This is a genomic window from Acuticoccus sediminis, assembly GCF_003258595.1.
GTDB classification, from domain to species: Bacteria; Pseudomonadota; Alphaproteobacteria; order Rhizobiales; family Amorphaceae; genus Acuticoccus; species Acuticoccus sediminis.
The window spans coordinates 279,911-304,864 of record NZ_QHHQ01000006.1; the positions used below are offsets into that span (position 1 = coordinate 279,911).

Annotated in this window: 23 protein-coding genes; 12 read left to right on the plus strand and 11 right to left on the minus strand. The window is 69.1% G+C overall.

Annotated features, from left to right (window positions below; translation table 11 throughout):
- Window positions 1–15 precede the first annotated feature (15 nt).
- The 4 genes from DLJ53_RS25280 to DLJ53_RS25295 all read left to right on the plus strand — a co-directional run bounded on the left by DLJ53_RS25280 (window position 16) and on the right by DLJ53_RS25295 (window position 5,145).
- A complete protein-coding gene (locus DLJ53_RS25280) occupies window positions 16–1,095 on the plus strand; it encodes a Bug family tripartite tricarboxylate transporter substrate binding protein (RefSeq protein ID WP_111350431.1) in 1,080 nt (359 codons plus the stop codon).
- A 74-nt stretch (window positions 1,096–1,169) separates the two neighbouring features.
- Window positions 1,170–3,143 (plus strand): tripartite tricarboxylate transporter permease, encoded by a 1,974-nt coding sequence (locus DLJ53_RS25285; protein WP_111350433.1) that lies wholly within the window; start codon window positions 1,170–1,172, stop codon window positions 3,141–3,143.
- Window positions 3,144–3,153: 10 nt separating this feature from the next.
- Window positions 3,154–3,939, plus strand: a complete 786-nt coding sequence (locus tag DLJ53_RS25290; RefSeq protein ID WP_111350435.1) for an alpha/beta fold hydrolase — start codon at window positions 3,154–3,156, stop codon at window positions 3,937–3,939.
- A 9-nt stretch (window positions 3,940–3,948) separates the two neighbouring features.
- The gene (locus tag DLJ53_RS25295) at window positions 3,949–5,145 is read left to right on the plus strand and encodes a CaiB/BaiF CoA transferase family protein (protein ID WP_111350437.1); all 1,197 of its coding nucleotides are present in this window, start codon (window positions 3,949–3,951) and stop codon (window positions 5,143–5,145) included.
- A 108-nt stretch (window positions 5,146–5,253) separates the two neighbouring features.
- Here DLJ53_RS25295 and DLJ53_RS25300 read toward each other — a convergent pair whose 3' ends face one another.
- From DLJ53_RS25300 to DLJ53_RS25320, 5 genes are all read right to left on the minus strand, one after another.
- Window positions 5,254–5,937 (minus strand): ABC transporter ATP-binding protein, encoded by a 684-nt coding sequence (locus tag DLJ53_RS25300; protein ID WP_111350439.1) that lies wholly within the window; start codon window positions 5,935–5,937, stop codon window positions 5,254–5,256.
- On the minus strand, window positions 5,937–6,683 hold the full coding sequence (locus DLJ53_RS25305) for an ABC transporter ATP-binding protein (RefSeq protein ID WP_111350441.1): 747 nt from the start codon (window positions 6,681–6,683) through the stop codon (window positions 5,937–5,939). Before DLJ53_RS25305 ends, DLJ53_RS25300 begins: the two co-directional genes overlap by 1 nt.
- Entirely contained in the window at window positions 6,680–7,618 is a 939-nt protein-coding gene (locus DLJ53_RS25310) for a branched-chain amino acid ABC transporter permease (RefSeq protein WP_202913342.1), read from the minus strand. Before DLJ53_RS25310 ends, DLJ53_RS25305 begins: the two co-directional genes overlap by 4 nt.
- Before the next feature lie 5 nt (window positions 7,619–7,623).
- A complete protein-coding gene (locus DLJ53_RS25315; RefSeq protein WP_111350443.1) occupies window positions 7,624–8,520 on the minus strand; it encodes a branched-chain amino acid ABC transporter permease in 897 nt (298 codons plus the stop codon).
- Window positions 8,521–8,596: 76 nt separating this feature from the next.
- Window positions 8,597–9,880 (minus strand): ABC transporter substrate-binding protein, encoded by a 1,284-nt coding sequence (locus tag DLJ53_RS25320; RefSeq protein WP_111350445.1) that lies wholly within the window; start codon window positions 9,878–9,880, stop codon window positions 8,597–8,599.
- Between the two features lie 285 nt (window positions 9,881–10,165).
- On the opposite strand from DLJ53_RS25320, the gene DLJ53_RS25325 reads away from it, so the two are divergent.
- Together DLJ53_RS25325 and DLJ53_RS25330 are read left to right on the plus strand one after the other, a co-directional pair.
- Complete coding sequence (locus tag DLJ53_RS25325) at window positions 10,166–10,846, plus strand: DUF2848 domain-containing protein (protein ID WP_111350447.1); 681 nt, start codon at window positions 10,166–10,168, stop codon at window positions 10,844–10,846.
- A gap of 61 nt (window positions 10,847–10,907) precedes the next feature.
- Window positions 10,908–11,585: a GntR family transcriptional regulator gene (locus DLJ53_RS25330; RefSeq protein ID WP_111350449.1), complete on the plus strand. Its 678-nt coding sequence runs from the start codon at window positions 10,908–10,910 to the stop codon at window positions 11,583–11,585.
- Window positions 11,586–11,633: 48 nt separating this feature from the next.
- On the opposite strand, the gene DLJ53_RS25335 is transcribed toward DLJ53_RS25330, so the two are convergent.
- Complete coding sequence (locus DLJ53_RS25335) at window positions 11,634–12,845, minus strand: polyhydroxyalkanoate depolymerase (protein ID WP_111350451.1); 1,212 nt, start codon at window positions 12,843–12,845, stop codon at window positions 11,634–11,636.
- A 104-nt stretch (window positions 12,846–12,949) separates the two neighbouring features.
- Between DLJ53_RS25335 and DLJ53_RS25340 the strand changes: the two genes are divergently transcribed.
- The 6 genes from DLJ53_RS25340 to DLJ53_RS25365 all read left to right on the plus strand — a co-directional run bounded on the left by DLJ53_RS25340 (window position 12,950) and on the right by DLJ53_RS25365 (window position 21,017).
- A complete protein-coding gene (locus tag DLJ53_RS25340; protein ID WP_111350453.1) occupies window positions 12,950–13,603 on the plus strand; it encodes a glutathione S-transferase family protein in 654 nt (217 codons plus the stop codon).
- Window positions 13,604–14,101: 498 nt separating this feature from the next.
- Window positions 14,102–15,880 (plus strand): extracellular solute-binding protein, encoded by a 1,779-nt coding sequence (locus tag DLJ53_RS25345; RefSeq protein ID WP_111350455.1) that lies wholly within the window; start codon window positions 14,102–14,104, stop codon window positions 15,878–15,880.
- Window positions 15,881–15,914: 34 nt separating this feature from the next.
- A complete protein-coding gene (gene hmuQ, locus DLJ53_RS25350; protein ID WP_111350457.1) occupies window positions 15,915–16,247 on the plus strand; it encodes a heme-degrading protein HmuQ in 333 nt (110 codons plus the stop codon).
- Window positions 16,248–16,488: 241 nt separating this feature from the next.
- On the plus strand, window positions 16,489–17,787 hold the full coding sequence (locus DLJ53_RS25355; RefSeq protein WP_111350459.1) for a calcium-binding protein: 1,299 nt from the start codon (window positions 16,489–16,491) through the stop codon (window positions 17,785–17,787).
- A 15-nt stretch (window positions 17,788–17,802) separates the two neighbouring features.
- Window positions 17,803–19,908, plus strand: coding sequence for a TonB-dependent hemoglobin/transferrin/lactoferrin family receptor (locus DLJ53_RS25360; protein ID WP_111350461.1), 2,106 nt, complete (start codon window positions 17,803–17,805; stop codon window positions 19,906–19,908).
- Window positions 19,905–21,017 (plus strand): calcium-binding protein, encoded by a 1,113-nt coding sequence (locus tag DLJ53_RS25365; protein WP_111350463.1) that lies wholly within the window; start codon window positions 19,905–19,907, stop codon window positions 21,015–21,017. Before DLJ53_RS25360 ends, DLJ53_RS25365 begins: the two co-directional genes overlap by 4 nt.
- Before the next feature lie 65 nt (window positions 21,018–21,082).
- On the opposite strand, the gene DLJ53_RS25370 is transcribed toward DLJ53_RS25365, so the two are convergent.
- The 5 genes from DLJ53_RS25370 to DLJ53_RS25390 form a co-directional block, all read right to left on the minus strand.
- The gene (locus DLJ53_RS25370) at window positions 21,083–21,781 is read right to left on the minus strand and encodes an ABC transporter ATP-binding protein (protein WP_111350465.1); all 699 of its coding nucleotides are present in this window, start codon (window positions 21,779–21,781) and stop codon (window positions 21,083–21,085) included.
- Window positions 21,778–22,908 carry an ABC transporter permease gene (locus DLJ53_RS25375; RefSeq protein WP_111350467.1) on the minus strand — a complete coding sequence of 377 codons (1,131 nt, stop codon included), beginning with the start codon at window positions 22,906–22,908 and terminating at the stop codon, window positions 21,778–21,780. The genes DLJ53_RS25370 and DLJ53_RS25375 overlap by 4 nt, the downstream gene beginning before the upstream one ends.
- Window positions 22,905–24,251, minus strand: a complete 1,347-nt coding sequence (locus DLJ53_RS25380) for an efflux RND transporter periplasmic adaptor subunit (RefSeq protein WP_111350469.1) — start codon at window positions 24,249–24,251, stop codon at window positions 22,905–22,907. Before DLJ53_RS25380 ends, DLJ53_RS25375 begins: the two co-directional genes overlap by 4 nt.
- A 1-nt stretch (window position 24,252) precedes the next feature.
- A complete protein-coding gene (locus tag DLJ53_RS25385; protein ID WP_111350471.1) occupies window positions 24,253–24,519 on the minus strand; it encodes a cysteine rich repeat-containing protein in 267 nt (88 codons plus the stop codon).
- 107 nt (window positions 24,520–24,626) lie between these two features.
- Window positions 24,627–24,935: a hypothetical protein gene (locus DLJ53_RS25390; protein ID WP_111350473.1), complete on the minus strand. Its 309-nt coding sequence runs from the start codon at window positions 24,933–24,935 to the stop codon at window positions 24,627–24,629.
- Between the last annotated feature and the right edge of the window lie 19 nt (window positions 24,936–24,954).

Consider the following 24,954-nt stretch of genomic DNA (forward strand, 5'->3'; position numbering starts at 1 on the left):
AAAGGGGATCCCGGAATGAGACTGAAGCTCCTTGCCGCCGCCTCGGCCCTCGCCGCGGCCATCGGCTTCGGCCCGGCGCAGGCCGAGACCGACTACTCCGACGAAACGGTCACGCTGCTGATCAACTACGGCGCCGGCGGCTCGACCGACATCGAGGGCCGCATCATCGCCCAGCACCTCGGGGCGCACCTGCCCGGCGAGCCCAACGTCATCGTGCAGAACATGCCCGGCGGCGGCGGCAACATCGGCTCCAACTTCCTCGGCACCTCGGCGCCGAAGGACGGCACGATGGTCGGCTTCTTCACCTGGAACCCCATCGACCAGCTCATCAAGGCTCCCGGCCTGATGATCGAGTACAACGATTTCGCGTTCATCGCCGGCATCTCGCACCCGACGATCTTCTACATGCGCAAGGACGTCGCGCCCGGCATCGAGGAGCCGACCGACCTCCTGAAGGCGTCCGGGTTCAAGGCCGGCACGATGTCGCCGACCATCCACCAGACGGTCCGCACGCGCCTCGCGCTCGACCTCCTCGGCATCGACTTCGACCTCGTCTCCGGCTACCGCGGCCTGAAGCCGATCGACACCGCGATGCTGCAGGACGAGATCCAGCTGACCAACGGCTCGCTGCCGGGCTTCATGGGCTCGGTGATGCCGACGATGGTGGAGCCGGGCATCGCCATCCCGCTCTTCCATTTCGACATCGAGGACACGGACGGCGGCTACCACCCGAACCCGCTGCTCTCCGAGATGCACATCCCGACCTTCCTCGACATGTACCACGCCAAGTTCGGCGCGGACGCGATGCCGGAAGGCTTCGAGTGGGAGGCGCTGTCGCTGATCAACGCCATCATGGAATCGATGTACCGCTCCATCCTGATGCCCCCGGGCACCGATGAGGACGCCGTCGCCACCATGCGCCAGGCGTTCACGGATCTCGCCGCGGATCCGGAGTTCGTCGCCGACTACAAGAAGACCGTCGGCGTCGAGCCGCGCTTCACCTTCGGCGAGGAGGGGCAGGCCATCATCGAGCGCCTCGCGGACCTCGACCCGGACTTCCTCGCCAAGTTCACCGAGTACGTGAACCAGCAGTAAGACCCGAGGGCCCTGCGGGGCCCTTTTCTTGCGTGGTCCCGCCGGGCCACGCCCACCCATTTCGACGGTAGCCCATGCTCGAACAGGCCATCCTCGGCGCCACGCAGCTTTTCGTCTGGCCGGCCATCGGCTTTCTGATGCTCGGCATCCTCATCGGCATCGTGTTCGGTGTGGTGCCGGGCCTGTCCGGCCTCAACGGCATGGCGATCCTGCTGCCGTTCACCTTCAGCATGGACACCGTGTCCGCGCTCTCCTTCCTGCTCGGAATGTACGCGGTCACCTCAACGGCGGACACGATCTCCTCGGTCCTCCTCGGGATACCCGGGACGGCGGCCTCGCAGGCGACGGTCCTCGACGGCTACCCGATGGCCAAGCGAGGGGAAGCGGAGCGCGCGCTCGGCGCGGCCTTCACCGTCTCGGCCATCGGCGGCGTCATCGGCGCCATCGCCGTGGTCCTGTCGATCCCGATCCTGCAGCCGATCATCCTCGCCTTCTCCTCGCCCGAGTTCTTTATGCTGGGCGTCGTCGGGCTCACCATGGTGGGGGCGCTGTCGGGCGGTTCGATCGCCAAGGGCGTCGCGGCGGCCGCGCTCGGCACGCTGATCGCCTCGGTCGGCTATGGCGAGCAGATCGCGATCCCGCGCTACTGGTTCAACATCATCTATCTGATCGACGGCATCCCGCTGATGCCCGTCGTCCTCGGCCTCTTCGCCGTTCCCGAGATCGTCGACCTCATGAAGGGCGGCGGCATCGCCCGGGTGAGCCAGCCGGCCGGCGACGCCTCCGGCCTGATGCGCGGCGTGCGCGACGCGATGAACAACTGGTGGCTGATGCTGCGCTGCTCGGTCCTTGGCGTCTACATCGGCCTCCTGCCGGGCCTCGGCGCGGCGATCGCCGACTGGATCGCCTACGGCCACGCCGTGCAGACGGTGCGCAAGAACCCGCACTTCGGCGAGGGCGACGTGCGCGGCGTGATCGCGCCGGAGTCTGCCAACAACGCGGTGAAGGGCGGGGCGCTGGTGCCGACCATCGCGTTCGGCATCCCCGGCAGCCCGCCGATGGCGCTGCTCCTCGGCGCCTTCCTGATCCAGGGCATCACGCCCGGACCGTCGATGCTGACGACGCAGCTGCCGCTGACATTCAGCCTCATCTGGACGCTGGTCGTGGCCAACGTCGTCGCCGCGCTGCTCCTCTTCGCGCTGACGAAGCCGATTGCGCGGCTCATCTTCGTTCCGTCGCGCTACCTCGTGCCGGCGGTGGTCGTCTTCACCTTGATGGGCGCGTGGACGGCGACGTTCCAGCTCGGCGACTGGGTGGCGCTGTTCGGCGCCGGCGCGCTCGGCATGGCGATGAAGCACGCCGGGTGGCCGCGTCCGCCGCTGATCCTGGGCTTCATCATCGCCCCGATCATCGAGAACGCGCTTCACATCTCGCGCCAGTCGTACGGCATGGCCTGGCTCGGCCGGCCGATCGTCATCGCGCTGCTGGTGGTGGCGGTGGTCACGGTGGTCCTCTCCATCCGCCGGGCGCGGAAGGCGAAGGCCGAGCGCGTCCACGGCGCCGAGATCGCCGCCACGCATCCCGGCGGCGCGGCGGCCGAGACGTTCGCCTTCCGCGAGACCTCGCCGCTCTTCGGCATGGTGTTCGCCGCCCTCGCCATAGCCGCCTTCGGGTATGCGATGTGGGAGGCGCGCGCCTGGCCCGCCGCGCTCGCCGCCTTCCCGGTGGCGATGGCCGTTCCCGGGGTGATCGCCGCCGCGATCGCGCTGGCGGGCGACTTCGGGGCGCGGCACGAGAAGGGACAGATCCCGCTCGCCACCCTGGCGCTCCTCGGCGAGTTCGCGCTGTGGATGGTCCTCGTGGTCGCCGCGACGATCTGCTTCGGCCAGCTCGTGGCGCTGCCGGTCTTCGCGTTCCTGTTCGTCCTCCTGCGGGCCCGCGCGAAGCTCTGGGTGGCGGCGCTCTACGGGGGCGCGATCTTCCTCCTCCTCTGGGGTGTGTTTGATCAGGTGGTCAACGTCACTTGGTATCCGGCGCGGTTCATGTGAGTCAGTCGCGATGACCAACACTTTGAACGACCTCCACGGCGAGCGCTGGATCGACACCGGCGGGGAGGGCCCCGTCCTCCTCCTCATCCACGGGATTGGCGGGACCACCGCCTCATGGCTTCCGGTCATCGACAGCCTGGCGCGGGCCGGTCGTGTCGTCGCCTGGACCTTTCCCGGCTACGACGGTGCCGCGCCGCTCGCCAGCGAGACGCCGAGTTCCGCCGCCTACGCCGCCCGCGCGCTGGGGCTGATGGACGATCTCGGGATCGCCTCGGCCGCCGTCTGCGGCCACTCCCTCGGATCCATCGTCGCGGCGGACCTCGCCCGCATCGCGCCGGAGAGGGTGGAGAGCCTGACCCTGATCTGCCCGGTCTCCGGCTTCGCGCCGCTCCCGGCGGAGAAACGCGAGGCGATCCACGACGGTCGCGCGAACGAGATCCGCGACGGCGGCATGGACGCGTTCGCCAAGGCGCGCACCGGCTCGATCGTCGGCCCCACGGTGACCGAGGCCGACCTCGCCGGGATCATCGCGACGATGGCCGCTGTTCCGGACGAGGCGTACCTCACCGCGTGGCGGATGCTGTGCGATTCCGACATCCTCGCCACCCTCGCCCCCTACGAGGGGCCGGCGGCGGTGATCGGCGGGGCGGTGGATCCCGTGGCGCCGGTCGCCTCCGTCGAAGTCATCGCCGAGCAGCTCGGTGTTTCGGCCCGCATCCTCGCGGACGTCGGCCATTTTCCCATGCACGAGGCGACCGAGGCGCTGCTCGCGCTGCTCGAGCCGCCCGCCCGCTGAGAGTTTCCCATGAACGCCCCGAAGAACGCCCCCGTGAACGTCCCCGACACCGCCCCGCTCCGGGGAACGCGCGTCGTCGAGCTGTCGACGATGATCACCGCACCGCTCGCCGGGATGATGCTGGCCGACATGGGGGCGGACGTGATCAAGGTGGAGCGGCCGGACGGCGGCGACCCGTTCCGCTCCTTCCGCGGCGGCGCGTACAGCCCGCACTTCTGCGCCTACAACCGCAACAAGCGCTCGGTCGCGCTGGACCTGCGCTCGGACGAGGGCCGCAAGGTGCTGCGGGCGCTGCTTCAGGACGCGGATGTCCTCCTCGACAATTTCCGCCCCGGCGTGCTGGACCGGCTCGGCTTCTCCGACACCGCGCTGACGGAGCTGAACCCGCGCCTCGTGCGCTGCAACATCTCCGGCTTCGGCCGCAGTGGGCCGTACGCCCAGCGGCCGGCCTATGACGCGGTGGCGCAGGCGATCGCCGGCATGTCGAGCCTCTTCGTGGACCCGGAGGCGCCGGCGCTCTCCGGCCCGACGATCTCCGACAACGTCACCGGCCTCTACGCGGCCTACGGGATCCTGGCGGCGCTGTTTGAGCGGGAGAGGAGCGGCGTCGGACGGCGCGTCGACGTCAACATGCTGGAGGCGACGGCCGCCTTCATGCCCGATCCGTTCCACTACTACGGGCAGATGGGTCTGGTGTCGGACCCCTACCTCAGGGTGCGCACGTCGCAGTCATATGCCTTCCGCTGCTCGGACGGACGCCTCCTCAACGTCCACATGTCCTCGCAGGAAAAATTCTGGACCGGGTTCCTGTCCGCCATCGAGCGGCCGGAGCTGGCGACCGATCCCCGCTTTGCCACCCGCGAGGGACGGATCGAGAACTACTTCGCCCTGGCGGAGGCGGCGCAGACGTCGTTCTCGACGCGCACGCGGGCCGAATGGGCCGCGCGTCTTGCCGAGGCGGACGTGCCGTTCGCCTCGGTCAATTCGGTCCCGGAGGCGCTGGCGGATCCGCAGGCCGAGCATCTCGGCACCTTCATGGAGCTGGAGCACCCGACCGAAGGGACCGTGCGGACCGTGCGCAACCCGGTCTGGATCGACGGCACCCGTGACGGCCAGCCCCGCACCGCGCCGCCGACCCTCGGCGAGCACACCGAGGAGATCCTCGCCGAGATCGCCGAGCGCACGGGCTCGGGCGCGGCCGCCTAGGGGCGGCCGGGCGGCGCATCCGGACGGCAACGGGTGCTCCGCCCCGGCGGCCCGCGGCGGGTGGCACCGCCGCGGCGGCCGTGTCGCCCGGCGGCGCCGCGGGCCGTGTCAGTCGTGACGGCCGAGCGCTTCGAGCGTGGTTTCCTCGACCTCGCCGCGCTCGATCCTGAGCGCCCTGTCCGCCACGCCCTTGAGGAGGTGCGGGCTCGATTCCGTCACCAGCAGGGCGAGGTCGCCGCGCAGGTCGCGAACCCTGGCGAGGGTGCGGGCGTAGTTGAGCGCCAGCGCCGGGGCGAGGCCCTGGAAGGGCTCGTCGAGCAGGATCGCCCTGGTCGCCACCATCAGCGCCCGGCCCAGCGCCACCATCTTGCCCTGACCGCCCGAGAGGCTGCCGCCCGGACGGCCCCTGAGGTCGACCAGCTCCGGCATCAGCTCGTAGACGGCGGCGAGCCGTTCGCGCGTCAGCGTCGCCGGCATGTTGAGGGCGACGGTCGGCAGGAGCAGGTTTTCCTCGACCGAGAAGGCCGGGATCATCCGCCGGTCCTCCGGCGCGTAGCCGATGCCGAGGCCGGCACGGGCGTGGTCGGGCCGGGCGGTGAGGTCGTCGCCGTCCAGCGTCACGCGTCCGGCGGTCAGCGGGACGATGCCCATGATGGCACGCAGGGTCGTCGTCTTGCCTGCGCCGTTGCGGCCGACGAGGACGGTGGTCTTGCCCTGCGGCAGTTCGAAGGACACCCCGCGCAGCACCGTGTGCCCGGCGAGGGAGACGCGAACGTCGTCAAGCGCGAGCATCACAGGACCCCCACGACGTCACGCAGCACGGCCGGGTCGGAGAGGACCGTGTCAGGCGGGCCTTCCGCCACCACGCGGCCCTGGTTCCACACCACCACGCGGTCGGCGTAGCGGCGCACGAGGTCCATGTCGTGCTCGACGAACACCGCCGTCACGCCGCGGTCGCGCAGCACCTTGGCGAGCTTCTCCATCAGCGGATGCTTCTCGTCGGTGGAGACGCCCGCCGTCGGCTCGTCGAGCAACAGGAGGCGCGGCTGCAGGGCGAGCGCGAGGGCGATGTCGGTCAGCTTGCGCCCTCCCTCGGACAGCGCCGAGGAGTGGGTGGCGGCGAGATCGGCGAGGCCGACGGTGTCGAGGAGCTCCATCGCCGCCTGCCGCACGCCTTCGCTGCCGAGCGGGGTCTGCCAGCGCCAGAAGCCCCGGTTGGCGGCCACCGCGAGCATCAGGTTGTCGAGCACGGTGTGGTCGCCGAAGAGCTGCGGGATCTGAAAGGCGCGGGCGATGCCGAGTTTGGTGATCTCGCGCGGCTTGTGGCTGGTGATGTCCCGGCCTTCGAGGTGGATCGTGCCGGCCTTCGGCTTCACGTATCCGGTGGCGAGGTTGATGAACGTCGTCTTGCCAGACCCGTTGGGGCCGATGATGGCCAGGAACTCGCCCTGGTTGACGTCGAGATCGACACCGTCGGCGGCCTTCACGCCGCCGAACGAGACCTTGATGCCGCGGACGGAGAGGAGGGGGGCGGTCATTGGCCGTCCCTCCGGCCGCCGATCCGCTCGATGAGGCCGTAGAGGCCCCGGGGCAGGAAGAAGATCACGATGAGGAGCCCCGCTCCGATGATGATGTTCCACACGTCGGGCGCGTAGATGGCCGCGAACGAGCGCACGCTCTCCATGAAGGTCGCGCCGATGAACGGGCCGACGACGCCGCCGATGCCGCCGAGCACCGCGACGAGGACGAGCTGGCCGGAGGTCGTCCAGTAGGCGAGGTCCGGCGTGATGTGCCCGACCGCCAGCGCGTGGATCGCGCCGCCGATGCCGGCGAGGATCGCCGAGCCGACGTAGGCGAAGAGGAGGACGCGCGGCACCGCGATGCCGAGGTATTCGAGGCGGATCTCGTTGGTCTCGACCGCCGACAGCGCCTCGCCCATCGGGCTCTTCAGATAGCGGTGGGCGACGATGCAGACCACGACCGCGAGCCCGAGCCCGCCGTAGAGCAGGAGGTGCTCGAACGCCTCGCGGCTCAGCGTCATGCCGAGGACGCTGGGGGTGGCGATGGCGAGGCCGTCGGTGCCTCCCGTCACGTTGTAGAGCTTGGAGAGGAGGGTGTAGCCGACCATCGATACCGCGAGGTTCAGCATCGCGAAGAAGATGCCGCGGTAGCGCACCATGAAGAGGCCGACGAGAAGCCCGGCGACGCCCGAGATCGCCGCCGCCGCGAGAAGCTGCGGGATGAGGAGGTCGACGCCGGCCCCCTGGGAGAGGAAGCCCACGGTGTAGGCGCCGATGGCGTAGAAGAGGGCGTGGCCGATGGAGATGAGGCCGGCGCGCAGCAGGATCGCGACGCCGAGGGCGGCGAAGCCCTTCGCGAGGACCAGCGTGAAGACGAACGCGAGCCAGGGGAAGGCGACCGGGATCGTGGCGAACGCCGCCACGAGGAGGCCGATGATGAGGAGCTGCAGCACGGTCGTCAGATCCTGCGCTGGGTGGCGGCGCCGAAGAGGCCGTATGGCCGCACGAGCAGCACCGCGAGCATGACGAGGTAGGGCGCGACCGGCTCCAGTGCGGGCATCTCGTAGATGGCGACGACGCGGGCGATGCCGACGATAATGGCGGCGATGGCGGCGCCCTCGATCTGGCCGAGGCCGCCGATGGCCGCGACCGCGAAGCCGAGCACGATCGCCTCGGCGCCGAGGCCCGGCGCGACGCCCGAGTTTGGCGAGGCGAGGGCACCGCCCAGCGCGGCGAGGAAGACGCCGATGGTGAAGGCGGCGGCGTAGACGCGCCTGGTGTCGATGCCGAGCGTGGCGGAGACCTCGGGGTCGGCGACGACGGCGACGATCATCTTGCCGAGCCGCGTGTTGCGCATCAGGAGGCGCAGGGCGAGCACCGTGAGGACGGCCAGCGCGATCAGGAGGAGCTGGTAGTTGAGGTAGATGATGCCGCCGATGTCGGAGATGCCGAGCACCGAGACGGCCGCGTCCTGGTAGTAGGCCTGCACGCCGAAGACGAGCTTCTGCAGGTCCTCGAAGATGAGGAAGAGGGCGAAGGTGACGAGGATCTGCACCGCCTCCGGCTTGCCGTAGGTGAAGCGGATGAAGGTGCGCTCGATCGCCGGGCCGAGGAGCGCTGCCACCAGCGCGGCCGACAGGAACAGGATCGGGAAGGAGAGCCACGGGCTCGCCCCCGCGCTCATCACGAAGCCGCCGATGACGACGGCGACGTAGGCGCCGATGGCGTAGAAGCTGCCGTGCGCGACGTTGAGCACCCGCAGCACGGAGAAGACCAGCGTCAGCCCCACTGCGATGAAGAAAATCAGGGCCGAGGCCGCGAGGCCGTCGACCAGCATGGGCAGTATCAGATCCATGAGGTTCGCTACTGTCGCCTGTGGTTACGCTGGCGGAGGGAGGTGCGCCGGCGGCGATGGCGCCGGCGCGACGGGATTACTCGTAGGAGCCGGGGGCCGGCAGGCCTGCGGCGAACTCCGGCGTGAGGGTCGACACCCACTCGATGGGATCGGCGCCAACCGGCGGGGTGATGTCGGACCCCGGGTAGCGCGCCATCTTGGCGAGCGCCGGCTTGTCGCCGCCGCCGGTGGTGACGCCGACGATCTGGTCGACGAGGCCGTCGTGGTCCTCGCGGACGGTGACGGTGCCGGTCAGCGTCTCGGCCTCGATGTCGGAGAGGGCCGCGAGGAGCTCGTCCTTGGTGGGCCACTTGCCCGCCTCGGCGATCGCCTCCTCGTAGGCCTGCTTCACGACGAGGATGGTGTTGGCCATCTTCATGCCCGGAAAGACCGGCCATTCGCCGAACTTCCCGTGGTAGGCCTCGGCGAACGCCTGGGCCGCCTCGTTGTCCTGCGCGTCGGGCGAGTTCCAGAAGCCGTCGCCGAGGACGCCGACGATCACGCCTTCCGGCAGGTCGACGCGCTGCAGGGCCGATTCGCCGAGCGCCAACACCACCTGCGAGGAGCGGAAGAGGCCGCGCGCGGACGCCTGACGCACGAAGTTCTCGAGGTCACCGCCCCACAGGTTGGAGAAGATGATGTCCGGGCGGGCGGCGGCGATGCGCGAGATCTCGGTGTTGAAGCTCGGCGTGCCCATGCGCGGGAACAGCTCGGCGACCACCTCGACGTCCGGGTTGAAGGCCTTCATCGCGGCGGTGAAGATCTGCGCCGCGTCATGGCCGAACGCGTAGTCCGGGTTGATGATGGCGATCCGCTTGGCGTCCGGATTGTTCTGCGCGACGTACGCGGCGTAGGCGACGAACTCGGGAACGGTGGAGGAGTTCGGGCGGAAGACGTACGGGTGCTCGGCGTTCAGGAAGAGCTGGTGCGTGTCGCAGTTCCACGTCACCATCGGCATCTCGAGCTGGTCGGCGATGGGTGCGAGCGCCATGCAGTTGCCCGAGGAGAGGGCCGCGACCATCACGTCGACGGAGCCGTCGCCGGCGAGCCGGCGGAACTCGGAGACGACGCCTTCGCCGCCCTGTCCTTCGTCCACATAGGTCGGGACGATCTTCGCCCCGCCGATGCCGCCGTCCTCGTTGATCTGGTCGATGATCAGTTCGGCGGCGTTGCGGCCGGGCATGCCGTAGGCGGCGGCCGGGCCGGACGTGAAGGTGAAGATGCCCATGCCCAGCTCGTCGGGCGCGCCCTCCGGCGCATCCTGAGCGAGGACAGGCGCGGCGGCCAGCGTGAGGGCCACGGCAGCCAGAATTGTCTTCATAACGAAGCTCTCCTTCGAGCGTGACCGCCGAGCCGGGCGGTCGACTTCGGGCTTGGACGGGCAGGAGCCGTCCCGGGGGTCGTGGACAGGTGGCGCCCGTCCCGCGTCGCCGTTGGCGACGGTGGTGTCATCTAAAAAGAACTTGTGAAATTTCACAAGTTCTTCCATGAACGTTTTGTGTAATTGTGTACTTCGCCAAGGGGCTGTGCCTTGCGGCGGGTTCACCCCGTGGTCGCATACAAGACCAGGGCCAATCGGCCGCCCGTGGCTGACGAAGGAGCGAGAATGACCGAGCTGCCGCTGAGGATCGAGAGCCGTGACGGTGTGCGCGAGATCGTTGTTGCGATCGACGCGCTGGTGATCGCCGGGTGGACCGCCCGCGACCGGGAGGCGATGGAGCATCACATCGCCGAGCTCGAGGCCCTCGGGGTGAAGCGTCCGGCGGCGACGCCGATGTACTACCCCGCTTCCGTCAGCCGCCTGACCCACGCCGAGATGATCGAGGCGATCGGCACCGCGTCGAGCGGCGAGGCCGAGTACGTGCTGTTCTCGACGCCCGAGGGCATGTTCGTCGGCGTCGGCTCCGACCACACCGACCGCGAGGCGGAGACCGTCGGCGTCACGCTCTCCAAGCAGCTCTGCGACAAGCCGGTGAGCGTGACGGTGTGGCCCTACGAGGAGGTCGCCGACCACTGGGACGAGCTCGAGATCGAGAGCGTCGTCGAGATCGACGGGGAAACGGTCACCTACCAGTCCGGCAAGGTCAGCGCGATGCTGGCGCCCGAGACGCTGATCGCGGGCCGTCCGGGCGGCCTGCCGGCGGGAACGGTGATGTTCGGCGGGACGCTGCCGGCGATCGGCGGCGTGCGCCCGGCCTCCCGCTTCGTGGCGACGCTGCATGACCCCGTGCTCGGCCGGACGCTCACCCATGGGTATAGCGTGCGCAACTTGGACGTCCCAGGTTGAGCACTATTTCAACTCGGTGGTTGTATAGGGCCGCCTTGTTGATGAAGGGACCTGTTTGTAGATGAGCATTGGATCGGAGACCCTGCCGGCGGCAGGCAAGCCGGCACGTCGACGATCTCTCCGGGACATTGCGTACGATCTCATCAAAGAGAAGATCATTACGTGTGAGCTTCGGCCCGGGGAGGTGATCAGCGAGGCGGCCCTCAGCGCCTCGCTGGATATCGGCCGCACCCCGGTCCACCAGGCGCTGGACCGGCTGATGGTGGACGAGCTCGTCGAAGTGATGCCGCGCAAGGGCGTCATCGTGCGCCCGCTCAGCCTCGACGAGGTCCACGACATCATCGAGGTGCGGCTGGTCAACGAGATCTACTGCGTGCGTCTCGCCGCCGAGCGGATCAGCCCGACCGAGGCGGCGCTCCTGCGCGACAACATGAAGCGCATGCACGATGCCGAGAAGATCAACGACTACAACGCGCTGATCGGCGTCGACCGCGAGTTCCACGCGACCATCGCCGCGGCGGCGCGCAATCTCATACTGGCGGACTTCCTCGGCGGCCTGCAGGACCGGGCGCTGCGGTTCTGGTTCGTGTCGCTGAAGGTGCCCTCGCACCTGTCGCGCATCTACGAGCAGCACAGCGCGATCGTCGATGCGGTGTCGGCGCACGATCCCGACCGGGCCGAGGCGGCGATGCGCCACCATATCGAGGAGTTTCGCGCGAACGTCAGCCGCCTGATCTGAGGGCGGTGCCGGGCGCGGGGGGCGGGACGGTCCGAGGCGGGGAGGGGCCTACTCCATCGCCAGGATCATGTTGCGCACGACGGGGTAGATCTCCTTCTCCCAGCGCTTGCCGTTGAAGACGCCGTAGTGGCCGACGTTGGCCTGCAGGTGATGGCGCTTCAGGTGCGGCCGGAGCGACCGGCAGAGGTCGTGCGCGGCGGTCGTCTGGCCCAGCGAGCAGATGTCGTCGCGCCCGCCTTCCACGGTGAGGAGGAAGGTGTTGCGGATGGCGCCCGGGTCCACGAGCTCCCCGCGGTAGGTGAACTCGCCCTTGGCGAGCTCGGCACGCTGGAAGATGCGGTCCACCGTCTCCAGATAGAACTCCGCCGTCAGGTCGAGGACCGCGAAGTACTCGTCGTAGAAGTCCATGATCTTGCGGGCTTTCGCCATCTCGCCGTTGATCAGGTACTTGTAGAGCTTGCGGTGCTGATCCTTGTGGCGCGGCATGTTCATCGTCATGAAGGCGACGAGCTGCACGAAGCCGGGATAGACGCGGCGGCCACCCCCCCTGTAGCGCCACGGCACGGTGGAGATGAGGTTCCGCTCGAACCACTCCAGCGGCTGGTCGAAGGCCAGCTCGTTGACGAGGGTGGGGCTCTCGCGCGTGTCGATCGGGCCGGCCATCAGGGTCATCGTGCGCGGCGTCGCCGGGTGGTTCTGCTGCGACATGACCGAAACCGCGATCAGCGCCTGCACGCAGGGCTGGCAGACGGCGAGGATGTTGCCCTTGGGGCCGATCTCCTCGAGGAAGCGGATCAGGTAGGCGACATAGTCCTCGACCCCGAACTCGCCGGCCGACAGCGGCACGTCGCGCGCGTTGGTCCAGTCGGTGATGTAGACGTCATGGTCCTGCAGCAGCGTCTCGACGGTGCCGCGCAGGAGCGTGGCGAAGTGGCCCGACAGCGGGGCGACGACGAGGATCTTCGGCTGCGGGGTGTCGATGTCCTTGGCGAAGTGGAGGAGGTTGCCGAACGGCAGGGAGAGGGCGACCTCCTCGCGGACCGGAACGCGGCGGTTGCCGACGGTGACGGAATGGATGCCGAAGGGGGGCCGGCGATGGGACAGGCGAAAGCGCGACAGCATCTCCATCGACGCGTCGAAGATGGACATTTCGCCTTGAGGAATCGGGATGATGGGCCAGCCGCCGATCCGGGTATGCCGTGCCAATGCCCGCATCGGCGCGATCAGATCGTCCTGCAGCTGGTACATTTGATACAGCATACGCACGTTCCCTCGGAGAACCCAACTCGCCAAAATAGCTAGTGCATTCTATGGTGCAGTGCGACACAATTCTCGCACAGCACTGCCCACCTGGAGCGACGGCCATGGCCTCAGCCACCCTGACGATCTCGTCGAAGAACTACTCCTCCTGGTCGCTGCGGGGCTGGCTCCTGTGCAAAATGGCAGGCCTCGACTTCGACGAGAAGGCCATCGACATCGACGATCCGGAACAGCGGCAGGAGCTCTTGCTCCTCTCCCCGTCGGTCCGCGTGCCGCGCCTCAGCCACGACGGCGTCGAGGTCTGGGACACGCTGGCGATCGCCGAATATCTCAACGAGACGTTCCCGGACGCCGGCCTGCTGCCGACGGCGGCCGCCGCGCGTGCCCATTGCCGCGCCATCTCCGGCGAGATGCACTCCGGCTTCTACAATCTCCGCTCGGCACTGCCGATGAACATCAAGGCCAAGCACCAGAGCTTCAAGATCTTCTCCGGCGCGCGCCCGGATGTGCAGCGCATCAAGGAGATCTGGACCGACTGCCTCGCCACCTACGGCGGTCCGTTCCTGTTCGGCGCGCCGACCATGGCGGACGCGATGTACGCCCCGGTGTGCACCCGGTTCAGAACCTACGCGGTGGAGCTTGAGCCGGTGTTGCAGGCCTACTGCGACACGATCTTCGATTGGGCGCCGATGCAGGAGTGGACCGCCGCCGCGCTCGAGGAGCCGGACGAGGTGATCGAGCTCGAGGTCGAGTTCTAGGTCGAGTCCTGGGTCGACCGTAGCGCCGCGGGCGGCACTCGCCGGCTCGCGCCGCCCGTCGCGAATCCCGTCGTGCGACGCGGACGCGCCTCCCGGCTGTCCGGCAGCGTGCCGCCGAGCCCCGTTGGGCCCGGTTCCGGCGCGACTCTCCCGCCACACTCCGCGAACTTCTTGTCGCACGCCCGGCGGGGCGGGGCGGGACCCGCGCATGTCTGATGCTCGGGCAAAGGCGTGCGACGATCGCGCAAAAGCCTGCGCTTCCAAGGGCTTTGAATCTCAGACCGATTCCAGAATGTGACGATGCCCGTCAATGATTTAGACTAAATCTAGTCTGCCTGAGACTAGGTTGGAATTAATCTAGTCTTTGACTGTCAACTTTAGTATTGACGGCCCGCGCCGCCGCTCGCTACGCCCTCGTCGTTCCCGATTTTCGCACGAAGGACTGGCGATGGCAGTGGCTTATGGCTTTGGCGCTCCTGTGGTGAGGGGTTCTTCGCGGTGACGCGGTTCGCACCCTCCCGCCGGCACGTGCTCGCCATGGCCGCCGCCGGCGCGGCGCTGGCGCGCGTCCCCGCCGCCTTCGCCACCGGCTCGGCTCCCCGGCACGGCTTCTCCCCGTTGGGGCCGGTGAAGTACGGCGCCGCCGACCCGTTCGGCTACGTCAACACCGAGGCACCGCGCGGCGGGGCGCTGCACCTGACCCGCGTCGGCGCCTTCGACACCATCGACACGCTGACCTATCCCGGCCGTCCGCCGGCGGACCTGCGCCTCATCTACGACCACCTGATCGTCGAGAGCGAGGACGAGATCGCGAGCTACTACGGTCTCCTCGCCGAGGACATCGAGGTCGCGCCGGACTACTCGTCCGTCGTCTTCACGCTCCGGCCCGAAGCGCGGTGGCACGACGGGGCGCCGGTGCGTCCGCAGGACGTCGTCTTCACCTTCGAGACGCTGAAGGCGCAGGGCGCGCCCTACTACCGCCAGGCCTTCCGGCCGCTGACCGTGGTCGCCGACGGACCGCGCGTCGTCTTCACCAACGAGCGGACCGGCGATCGCGACGTGGTGCGCCGCATCTCGACGATCCCGATCCACCCCGAGCACGTGTGGGCGAACGGCAAGCCGGAGATGCCGGTGGGGTCGGGGCCGTACCGCCTCGAATCGATCGAGGCGCCGCAGCGGATCGTCCTGTCGCGCGTGCCGGACTACTGGGGCGCGGACCTCGCGGTGAACCGGGGCCGGTGGAACTTCGATCGCCTCGCGTTCACCTTCTTCCGCGATCCGACGGTGGCGCTCGAGGCCTTCAAGGCCGGCCAGTCGGACGTGCGCTCGGAGGACGATCCGACGCGCTGGGCCTTGGGCTACGACGGTCCGGCGCTCGCCTCCGAAGCGGTGGTGCGGGAAGAGACGCCGACGCCGGGCGTCGGCGAGCTCGCCGGTCTGGTGATGAACCTGCGCCGGCCGCTCTTCGCCGATCGCCGCGTGCGCCTCGCCCTCGCGCTCGCCTACGACTTCCAGGACGTCAACCGGCTGCTCTTCCATGGCGCCAACGCGCCGCTCGACAGTGTCTTCGCGGGGACGCCGCTGGAGGCCGCCGGGCCCGCCGGTGACGAGCGCGACCTCATCGCGGGGCGGATCCCCGAGGCGGCGCTCGAGGACCCGGACCCTTTCGCGGGCCTGCCGCGTCCCGGAACGCGCGAGGCGCTCGCCGAGGCGGCGCGGCTCCTCGGCGAGGCGGGGCTCGATGTGACGGACGGGGCGCGGGTCGATCCCGCCACGGGGCGGCCGCTCCGCTTCTCGGTGCTGTCGATGAACCCCGCGTTCGGCAAGTCCATCGCATGGTTCGGCAATGCCCTGGGCCGTCTCGGCATCGCGCTGCAGGAGGTGAGGGTGGATCCCGCCACCGCGGCGAAGATGATGCTGGACAAGGACTTCGACCTGGCGACGCTCACCTGGTCGCCGGCGCGCCTGCCGGGGACGGCCGAGCGCCTCCTGTGGCACAGCGCGCTCGCCGAGGCGCCCCACTCCTATGCCCTCTCGGGCCTTGCCTCGCCGGTGCTGGACGACTGCATCGAGGCGCTGGAGCGCGCGTCGAGTCCGGCCGAGCTCGACCGCGCGGGCCGCGCCTTCGACCGCGTGTTCCGCCACATCCTTCCGATGGTGCCGCTCTGGCGCTCCGCGACGATCCGCACCGCGTGGTGGGATCATTTCGGGCGCCCGGAGGCCGAGCGCGCCGGATTCCCGCCGTCGCCCATCGACCGTTGGTGGTCGCTGGGATGACCGCCTTCTCTCATGCCAGACGACGGAGACGCGCATGTTTATCGCGATGAATAGGTTCAAGGTTCGCAAGGGCTCGGAGGACGAGTTCCAGGCCGTGTGGATGAACCGCGAGGTCAAGCTCCGCACGGAGCCCGGCTTCGTCGAGTTTCATCTGCTGAAGGGCCCCGAGAACGAGGACCACACCCTGTTCGCCTCCCACACGGTGTGGGCGAGTGAGGACCACTTCATCGCCTGGACCAAGGGCGAGGCCTTCAAGGAGGCGCACCGCTCGGCGCCGTCGCGCGCCCCGCTCTACATCGGCGGGCCGCAGTTCGAGGGCTTCCGCGTGGTCCAGACGGTGGGCCGCGAGGAGACCGAGGCGGCGTGATCGCTCGGGGCAGCCGCGCGTGGCGGGCTGCCCCGACGTCCCGACGCTGAGTGTGTAATCGTTCTAAGAATACTTCAGTATTCGCAGTCCAATGCGATGATGATTTCGGGCAACGTCATTGTATTTGTAACGCACACCAATTGACTCGGCATGAAATGTGGCGCAGGTATGCGAGTAATGTGGCCAATACCGTATAAATGTTTGCGGATTGCGCTCGGATGTCTCACGGATAGGTAGAGCCATGATTACAATTAACGCCACTCAGCTCTCGGAAGGGATCGACTACTCCACCTTCCTGTCTGAGTATTATGCTGGCCTCGCCGCAGGTGCCTCGACCTACCACGGTGGCGACCCCGTGTTCGCGTTCGGCGGCTATTACTATGTGACCGGACCGCAGGTGTCGTTCGACTTCGGCGACGACAGCGACAAGATGGTGCTGCTCGAAGGCGAGGACATCTCCTACGACTTCCTGACGTACGGCGCCGAATACGGCCACGGCATTTCCGGCGAGGTCGACACCGTGATCTTCGGCGTCGCCGACGAGAACACGACGACCGCCGACGGCACCGAGAACGGTCTGGTGGTCGGCCTGACCGGGCTCGTCGTCAGCGGCCTCGACGTCTCGTCCGAGCCGGGCAGCGGCAACGACTACAGCAACCTCGTCTACGCGCTCTACAACGACGTCCGTTATGGTCTGAACGACGCCGAGACCATCGACCACATCGCCGACCTCTACGCGACCTTCGCCTCGGACGCGCAGCACTTCCTCGGCACCAACTACAACGACGTCTACACCGGCACCGGCTACGGCGACCTCATCGAAGGCTTCAACGGCGACGACGTCCTGTACGGCGGCGCGGGCGAGGACCGCATGTTCGGCGACCGCGGCGCGGACGTGATGTACGGCGGGAACGCCAACGACATCCTCTACGGCGATGCGGGCAACGACTCCCTCTACGGTGGTGCCGGCGCCGATTCGCTCTATGGCAACGGCGGCGACGACTACATCGAGGGCGGCAACGGGCACGACCTGATCGGCGGCTTCGCCGGCCACGACGAGCTGTGGGGCGGCGCGGGCAACGACACGATCATGGCCGGCGGCGGCAACGACACGGTCGAAGGCGAGGCCGGCAACGACGTCATCTACGGCAAGCGCGGCAATGACCTGCTCTTCGGCGGCGACGGCAACGACCGGATCTTCGGCGACGAGGGCAACGACACGATCAACGGCGGCGACGGCGCGGACGGCCTCTTCGGCGGCGCGGGCGCGGACGTCTTCACCTACTTCGAGGCGTCGGAGTCCTACCTCGGCTCGGCCGACAACCTGCGCGACTTCGAAGCCGGCGTCGACACCATCGACCTGAGCGCCTTCGACCTCGTCTTCGTCGACGAGTTCACCGGCGCGGGCGACGAGGTGACCTTTGTCGAGCGGTCGGACCGCACGAGCGTGCAGGCCGACATCGACGGTGACGGGAGTGCCGACCTCTACATCGTGGTCCACACGACCGGCCTCACCGAGAACGACCTGCTGCTGGCCTAGCACCGGTAAAGTTCGATGTGGCGTACCCGACTCCTAGCGGTCCTCCTCGCGGGGACCGCCGTCACCACCGCCAGCGCGCAGAGCATCGTGCTGGAGGAAATCGTCGTGGCCGGCTCCGAAGGCGAGCAGACCGGCGAGGCGGCTGACGCGGATGCGGGCACGCCCTCGGACACGCCTGCGGGCAGCTCGGTCTCGGCCCTCAATCCGCGCCTCTCGCCGGAGGCCGAGGCCGCGCTCGCGGCGCCCGAGGCGACGACGATCCTGACGCGCGGCACCCTCCAGCGCGAGCAGGGGCGCTCCGTCGCCGATGCGCTCCAGTCGGTGCCGGGTGTGCTCGTCACCGAAACGGCCGACGATCCCGGCATCTCCATCAACATCCGCGGCATGCAGGAGTTCGATCGCGTCGCCGTCACCGTCGACGGGGCGCGGCAGAACTTCTCGCGCTCCGGCCACTCCGCCAACGGCTCGGTCTACATCGACCAGCGCATGATCAAGTCGGTCGACATCACGCGCGGCCCGATCCAGGCGGTCGGCGGCAGCGCGGTCGGCGGCACCGTCGCCTTCCAGACCATCGACCCGGACGATGTCCTGCTGGAGGGCGAGCGCTACGGCGCGCGCGTGGAGTCGACGGTCGAGACCAACGGCCCCGGCGGCAAGCTCCACGGCGAGGCGGCCTGGCGCATCAACGAGGCGTTCGACGTCCTGGCGGCCGCCACGGTGGGCCGCTCGTCCGACTACGTGGACGGCATCGGCGACACGGTGATCAGCGCGTCGGACCTCATGTCGGGCCTCGCGAAGGTGCGCATGCGCAACGACGATGGCCACGAGACGACGCTGACGGCGATGCGCCTCGCCAACAACTTCGACAACGGGACCTCGACCGTCCGCTACACCGAGCAGACCGACGACACCGTCACGCTCGGCCACCGCTGGGACAGCGAGAACCCCTACATCGACCTCACCGCCAAGGCCTACTACAGCGGCACCCACCTCGATCAGAAGGACAGGACCGGGCCCTACGTCGGCTCCCGCCGGTCCTTCGACATTAAGACTTACGGCGGCGAGTTCTACAACGCCTCGACCTACGAGATCGCGGGCTTCGAGAACACCACCACCGTCGGCGGCGACGGGTTCTACGACGACGTGACGTCGGAGGACGACCGCGGTCTCGCCAACGGCAACACGCCGTCCGGCCAGCGCGGCGTCTACGGCGTCTACGTGCAGCACGAGATCAAGCGCGGCTGGTTCGAGCTGATCGGCGCCCTGCGCTACGACGGCTACGTGCTGGACGGCGTCGACCACGACAACAACGAAGACATCCACAAGGACGGCGGCCACCTCTCGCCCAAGATCACGCTCGCCGTGACGCCGGTCGACCCGGTCACGCTCTACGCGTCCTACTCCGAGGCGTTCCGCTCGCCCTCCGTCACCGAGACGCTGGTGCAGGGCGTTCACCCGGCGCCGGCGTTCCCGTTCTATCCGAACCCGAACCTCAACCCCGAGATCGCTCACAACATCGAGGCGGGCGTGAACCTCGCGTTCAACGACCTCGCCTTCAAGGGCGACCAGATGCGCCTCAAGGGGTCCGTGTTCCACAACACCGTTGACGACTACATCGACACCGTCTGCACCTCGAACATCCTCGAGCCGGGCTGCACCTACGAGAACGTCACCAAGGCCAAGCTCTACGGCTTCGAGCTCGACGCGCTCTACGACACCGGCCGCGTCTACGGCCGCGTGACGGCGACCTACATCGAGAGCAAGGACGAGGAGGACGACGAGCCCCTCGGCAGCGTCCAGCCCTGGCGCGTCTCCGGCACGCTGGGCGCGCGCGCGCTGCACGGCAAGCTCGATGCCGGCGCGACGCTGACCTACACGGCGGCGAAAGACGACGAGAGCCTCGACATCACGAGCGAGGCGTACACGCTGCTCGACGCCTACGTAAACTACGACATCACCAAAGATACCGCGGTTCGGCTCACGCTGAAGAACATCCTCAACAAGCAATACACGCAGTATCTCGACCTCGAACCCAGCCCGGGCTTCTCCGCGTTCCTCACCGTCAGCCATCGGTTCGGCGGCGGAATCTCGCCCGCGCTCGCGCAAGGAGACGCGCTTTGACCATCAACGTCACGCTGTCCAACACCGGCAAGGTCGGCACGAGCTACCCGTCGGACTTCGACGATTTCGTCAGAAGCTTCGTGTCGAGCGGCTTCCCCTACATGGAGGAAGACGACCAGATCATCATCATCGGCGAAGGCGACGGCGCCGATACGAAGATCTTCATCCTGAACGGCGACAACCTCGCCTACGACCTCGGCAGCCACACGGTCAGCGGCGAGCTGGACGAGGTGATCGTCGCCACCCTCGGCGACAGCTTCAACGACGACGGGACCTTCGACCTCGACTCCGACGGCCACATCGTCAACTACGACGCGCTGATCGCGTTCGACAATCTCGACCTCTCGAACTCCTCCAGCGTTCGCGGCGACGTGCACGAGATCGTGGCCGAGCTGATGTACCTCGGCAGCGGCGACGATCGCGGGACCGAGGTTCTCGACGATGCGCTCAACGGCGAGGCGCAGCACGTCGAGGGATCGGCCGGCAACGACAACTACACCGGCACCCCCTACGACGACACGATCTACGGCAACGACGGTCGTGACGTGATCCTCGGCGGCAACGGCGACGACGTGATCTACGGCGGCGACGGGATCGACGTGCTCGTCGGCAGCGCCGGCGACGACACGCTGTACGGCGAGGAGGGCAACGATAAGCTCCGCGGCCGCTGGGGCGACGACGTCCTGCATGGCGGTGAGGGCGACGACCAGCTCCTCGGCAACACCGACGACGACCAGCTCTTCGGCGGCGCCGGCAACGACCAGCTCATCGGCGGCATCGGCGCGGACACGCTGGACGGCGGTCCGGGCAACGACGTCTTCCACTACCGCACAGCCGACGAGCCGGACGGCGACGTGATCGCCGACTTCGGCGACGGCGCCGACCTCATCTCGCTGCGCCGCTTCGACGCCAACACGTCGACGGCCGGCAAGGACGGCTTCACCATCATCGGCGACGACGACTTCTCCGGCGCCGGCGGCGAGCTCCAGATCGTGGTGCAGAACGGCGATTCCATCGTGTCCGGCGACGTGTCCGGGGATGGTGAGGCCGACTTCACCTTCACCGTGCTCAACGTTACGGACCTGACGGCCTCCGACTTCCTTATCTGAGACGTCGGCCGATCCGACTTCGAAGCGCCGGGCCCCGCGCCCGGCGCTTTTCGTTTGCGCGGCGCTCAGGCGGTGTCCGCGATGCGGCCGTCGTGGAAGGTGTAGACGCGGTCGAAGAGGTCGAGCGAGCGCTGGTCGTGCGTGACGACCACCACAGCCGAGTGGCGCGCATCGGCGATGAGGCGCAGCAGCTCCATCACCTGGCGGCTGCGCATCGAATCGAGCGCTGCCGTCGGCTCGTCGGCGAGGATGAGCGCCGGGTCCGTCGCCAGTGCCCGCGCGATCGCGACGCGCTGCTGTTCGCCGCCGGAGAGGCGCGCCGGCATGCTTCCCAGCCGGTGCCCCAGCCCCAGCGCATCGAGAAGTCCGCGCGCGTGGTCGACGGCGGCGCGGCGGGGCACGTCGTCGATGGTCAGCGCGAGCGCGACGTTCTCCTCGGCGGTGAGGAACGGGATGAGGTTCGCCTTCTGGAAGACGAAGCCGAGGACCGTCCGGCGGAGCGCGCGCATCGCGTCGAGGTCGGCCCCCGGTGCGGAGACCTTGGTGTCCTTCAGCCAGACCTCGCCCTCGGTCGGCAGCTCCAGCAGGCCGGCGATGAGGAGCATCGTGCTCTTGCCCGACCCGCTCTCGCCGACGATGCCGATCAGTTCGCCCGGCCCAGCCGACAGCGAGACGTCCGACAGCGCGTGGACCACCGTCCCGCCGGACGGGAACGCCTTGGAGACGTTGCGGACGGAGAGGATCTCGGCGGGGAGGGCGGTCACGCCAGCACCTCCTGCGCCCGCACCCGGTTCGCGCGTCGCACCCCCACGAGCGCCGAGGCGAAGACGATGACGGCGACGACGCCGAACAGCATCGCGTTGTCGCCCGGCTCGATCAGCACGCGGCGGGGGAAGAGGGGGAAGATGACGTGCGCCAGCGCCAGTCCCAACGCGAACCCCAGCAGGCCGATCAGCGCCGCCTGCTCGCCGATCATGACGGCGATGAGCCGCCCGCGCGCCCCCATCAGCTTCAGCATCGCGATGGTGTGCAGCTTCTCCAGCGTCATCGTGTAGACGATGAGCGACACCACGATCGCGGTCACCACCAGCAGGACCGAGGTGAAGGCGAGGATCTGGACCCGCAGCCGCCAGAGCCGCTGGCCCAGCAGCAGCTCGCGCTGTTCCGCTGCGGTCAGGACGTTGACGTCTCCCCATTCGGCGATCGCCGCGGCCACGGTCGCTGAGTCGGCCCCCGGCTGGAGCGTCGTCAGCACCGCGGCGACCTTGAGGTCCGGATCGGCCTCTCCGGCGCGCCGGGCGAGGCGGACCTCGGCGGCCACCCGGTCGACCGCGATGGTCATCGCATCGTTGATGGAGACGAACATCATGCCGTCGCCGCTGATGTCGACCATGTCCCGCGTGATCCCGACGACGGCGTAGTCGTCCCCGGCGAGGTGGATCGTCTCGCCGAGCCCGATGCCGACGGCGCGGTCGACGACGGCCTCGTAGTGCCCCTTGCGGATCATCCGGCCCCGGACCAGCGGAATCCAGCGCCCGTCGTCGGCGGACAGGTCGACCCCCGTCACGGCGGCGCGGCGGGAGGCGCCACGGGCGGTGAACTGCTCGCTGGTCTGCATGAAGCGCCGCGTCGTCGCGACGCCCGCGACCCCCGCGACGCGCCGCTCCAGCGTCATCGGCACCGAGGAGCGTTCCGAGAACGGGCCGGCGCGCCCGCCCTGGACGACCCAGAGGTCCGCCCCCACCACGTCGACGATCAGGAGCGCGTCCGAGACGATCCCGCGGTAGAGCCCGATCATGCCGACCGCCGCCGTGATCAGGAACGCGACGCCGGCGATCGTCACGAGGAAGCGGGCCGGCGCGTGCAGGATGTCCTTGAGGGCGAGGTTCACGAGCCGTCCTCGGACGACCTCGGCACCACCCGCATCGCCTCGTACGGTCGGTCCGCGTCGACGACGATCTCGCCGGGGCTGAGGCCGTCCAGGACCTCCACCCGGTCGCCGCTGACGCCGCCGAGCGTGATCGGCCGCCAATGGATCCGGCCGTCGCGGACCACCCATACGCCCGGCTCGCCGCCGCGCGGTGCGAGCGTGCGGGTCGGGGTCGCCAGCGCGCCCTCGCGCGCTGCAATGTCGATCGTGACGCGCGCCCGCTGGCCGATCGCCCAATGGGAAGGAGCCATGTCCGGCACCAGGTCGACGGTGAACTCGCGCGTCTCGCTGTCCACGGTCCGGTCCGCCCGCAGGACGCGCGCGCCGAGGGTTTCGGCCGGTGTCCCCGGCAGCGTCACCGTCGCCCGCTGGCCGGGCCGGATCGCGCCGACGCTCGCCTCGTCGAGCCAGGCCGTGAAGATCAGCGATGCGGGGTCGACGACCGTGGCGACCGGCGCACCCGTCGCCAGCGTGTCGCCGACGTGGACGGGGACGTCCGTGACGATGCCGGCGAAGGGCGCGCGCACGGTGCTCTCGTCGAGCAGCGTCCTGCGCACGTCGGTGCGGGCGGTGGCGGCCTTCTCCTCGGCGAGGGCCTGGGCGACGGCGGCCCCGGCGCGGTCGCGGTCGGCCTGCGCCTGGGCGAGGGCGTCGGCGGACGCCTCCAGCGCGGCGCTGGCGATGACACCCCGGCCGGCGAGCGAGGTCTGGCGCTGGTGCTCCCGGGCGAGGCGCTCCTGCGCGGAGCGTGCCCGCGCCAGCTCGGCCCGCGCCATCTCGACGGTGCGGGCCGCCGACGCCGCGGACGCCTCGGCCGCGGCGAGTTCCGCCCTGTTGGTGCGCGGGTCGAGCTCTGCGAGCACGTCGTCGGCGGCGACCACGTCCCCTTCCTCGACGGGGAGGGAGACGATCTGCCCGGCCCCGGTGGTCGCCACGTTGGCGATGCGGCGCGCGTCGAGCGTCGCCGGCGCCGTCAGCTCGGCGACGAAGGTGGCCGGCAGGATCGGATAGTGATCGACCTGCCGCGGGATCTCGTAGCGCACGCCGAAGAGGGCGAGGCCGCAGGCGGCGACGGCGATGGCGGTCCAGAGGAACGGGAAGCGGCGCCCTCGGGAGGGCGGCCGCGGAGCCGAGAGGGTCGGCGCCATCTGCCGCGCCCGGGGCGCGGGGTCCGGCCGCGAGAGGTCCTGCGGCGTGAGATCGGAGGGGGCGCGGGGGATCGGTGCGGACGTCGCCGCCGCCCGGCCGCCGGCCTGGACATCCGCGACGTGCGCCGTCGTGCGCGCACTGTCGCGGACGGCCATCCTACTTCAACATGACGTTCCGGACTGTCGTCCGACACTGGTCCGACAGGCTTTCGCGATGCTCCGCCATGCAGCGGGCGATGCGCCCGTCGCCCGGCTCGACGCCGGTGCAGTAGCGCTTGTAGTCGTCCTTGCAGGCCTTGAGGATTGCCACCTGCTGGTCACGGCTGAGCTGCGGCTTGGCGGTCTGCGCGGCGGCGATGCCACCGGCGGTGAGCAGAGCGGCCGCGGCCAGGGCGGACACTCCTGCTCGTCTCGTCAGGCTCATGGGTCGAACTCCTGAACACTGGGCCGGCGACCGGGCCGCAAGGGCCGGTGCGCGGCGGTTTCGGCGATGATGGCGGCGAACTGCGGCGCCACCACCATCACTAATGATCAGTAACGCGAGATGGATCCGGAGCGGCTCACGCCCTGGTGCCAGGGACCCTCGGCGTAGCTCGCGCCGCTGCAGGTCCCGTTGGCGCAGCTCACCGAACCGTTGCGGTTCACGGTGTTGCCGTAGAAGCCGCGGCGGGTCGACTGCCGCGAGCAGGTGCCGCCGGCGCAGTTGACGTCGGCGTTGTAGCTCGCCGTATTGCCGTTCGGCCCGGTGACGGTGCGCTTGCGGCTGAACGCGTCCGCGTCCGAGGCGGTCCCCACGACGAGGGCGAGAGCGAGAGCGGAACCGGTCAGAACCTTGAGCATCGTAGCCTCCTGTCCGTGG

Excerpts from the sequence above, each read along its gene's own strand:
- DLJ53_RS25355 (WP_111350459.1), top strand. The coding sequence starts at position 16,489 with ATGATTACAATTAACGCCACTCAGCTCTCGGAAGGGATCGACTACTCC.
- DLJ53_RS25330 (WP_111350449.1), top strand. The coding sequence starts at position 10,908 with ATGAGCATTGGATCGGAGACCCTGCCGGCGGCAGGCAAGCCGGCACGT.
- DLJ53_RS25380 (WP_111350469.1), bottom strand. The coding sequence starts at position 24,251 with ATGGCCGTCCGCGACAGTGCGCGCACGACGGCGCACGTCGCGGATGTC.
- DLJ53_RS25280 (WP_111350431.1), top strand. The coding sequence starts at position 16 with ATGAGACTGAAGCTCCTTGCCGCCGCCTCGGCCCTCGCCGCGGCCATC.
- DLJ53_RS25340 (WP_111350453.1), top strand. The coding sequence starts at position 12,950 with ATGGCCTCAGCCACCCTGACGATCTCGTCGAAGAACTACTCCTCCTGG.
- DLJ53_RS25285 (WP_111350433.1), top strand. The coding sequence starts at position 1,170 with ATGCTCGAACAGGCCATCCTCGGCGCCACGCAGCTTTTCGTCTGGCCG.
- DLJ53_RS25295 (WP_111350437.1), top strand. The coding sequence starts at position 3,949 with ATGAACGCCCCGAAGAACGCCCCCGTGAACGTCCCCGACACCGCCCCG.
- DLJ53_RS25335 (WP_111350451.1), bottom strand. The coding sequence starts at position 12,845 with ATGCTGTATCAAATGTACCAGCTGCAGGACGATCTGATCGCGCCGATG.
- DLJ53_RS25305 (WP_111350441.1), bottom strand. The coding sequence starts at position 6,683 with ATGACCGCCCCCCTCCTCTCCGTCCGCGGCATCAAGGTCTCGTTCGGC.
- DLJ53_RS25390 (WP_111350473.1), bottom strand. The coding sequence starts at position 24,935 with ATGCTCAAGGTTCTGACCGGTTCCGCTCTCGCTCTCGCCCTCGTCGTG.
- DLJ53_RS25300 (WP_111350439.1), bottom strand. The coding sequence starts at position 5,937 with ATGCTCGCGCTTGACGACGTTCGCGTCTCCCTCGCCGGGCACACGGTG.
- DLJ53_RS25385 (WP_111350471.1), bottom strand. The coding sequence starts at position 24,519 with ATGAGCCTGACGAGACGAGCAGGAGTGTCCGCCCTGGCCGCGGCCGCT.
- DLJ53_RS25360 (WP_111350461.1), top strand. The coding sequence starts at position 17,803 with ATGTGGCGTACCCGACTCCTAGCGGTCCTCCTCGCGGGGACCGCCGTC.
- hmuQ (WP_111350457.1), top strand. The coding sequence starts at position 15,915 with ATGTTTATCGCGATGAATAGGTTCAAGGTTCGCAAGGGCTCGGAGGAC.
- DLJ53_RS25315 (WP_111350443.1), bottom strand. The coding sequence starts at position 8,520 with ATGGATCTGATACTGCCCATGCTGGTCGACGGCCTCGCGGCCTCGGCC.
- DLJ53_RS25290 (WP_111350435.1), top strand. The coding sequence starts at position 3,154 with ATGACCAACACTTTGAACGACCTCCACGGCGAGCGCTGGATCGACACC.
- DLJ53_RS25320 (WP_111350445.1), bottom strand. The coding sequence starts at position 9,880 with ATGAAGACAATTCTGGCTGCCGTGGCCCTCACGCTGGCCGCCGCGCCT.
- DLJ53_RS25325 (WP_111350447.1), top strand. The coding sequence starts at position 10,166 with ATGACCGAGCTGCCGCTGAGGATCGAGAGCCGTGACGGTGTGCGCGAG.